This window comes from Aeromonas cavernicola (assembly GCF_002795305.1).
Lineage (GTDB): Bacteria > Pseudomonadota > Gammaproteobacteria > Enterobacterales > Aeromonadaceae > Aeromonas > Aeromonas cavernicola.
The window spans coordinates 1-550 of the sequence record NZ_PGGC01000156.1 but is presented as its reverse complement, the minus strand read 5'-3'; the positions used below and the strand labels follow the sequence as shown (position 1 = coordinate 550).

The following is a 550-nucleotide window of genomic DNA, read 5'->3' as shown; positions in this document are numbered from 1 at the left end:
TGGTGCCACGCCAACATTCCAGCGGTGGCAAGCAAACATTGCTGGGGATCAGCAAACGCGGCGACAGCTATCTGCGCACCCTGCTGATCCATGGCGCTCGGGCTGTACTCCGGGTAGCGGAGCGCAAGGCGCAGCACGCAGACAGTTGGTTAGCTGGGGTGATGGGGCGGCGTAATCACAGCGTTTTTCAAGATAGTTGTCGTGTAAAGCTGTTTTACGCCGCCCGTTCTGGCTCTGGTGCGGGCAGCTCTGGGTTCAGCATCACGGTTCCTATCGGTGTCCAGTTTCGGGTGTTCCCACTCCATCTGGCCGGGTGCTGTGCTTTCGCGGCCTGATACACTGTGCATCCCGTTTCGCCAGCAGCGCTTTGTCTTCACCCCGATGTCGTTCGCCCGGTGTAACGGTAATCCCCCCGTTTTTAGGGGCACTCAAAAGTAGAGGTCATGCAGCCTTTGCCAGATGCTGCTTTGGGGTATAACCATCCAGCGCCATATTGGCCGCTCATGGTTATAAACCCACAGCCATTGCGTTAATGCCGATCAGTTAAGGA

1 protein-coding gene is annotated in these 550 nt (G+C 57.1%); it reads left to right on the top strand.

The window, feature by feature from the left end; genetic code table 11:
- The coding region (locus tag CUC53_RS19615; protein WP_420808071.1) for a transposase at positions 1–335 on the top strand (335 nt) is incomplete at its 5' end.
- Between the last annotated feature and the right edge of the window lie 215 nt (positions 336–550).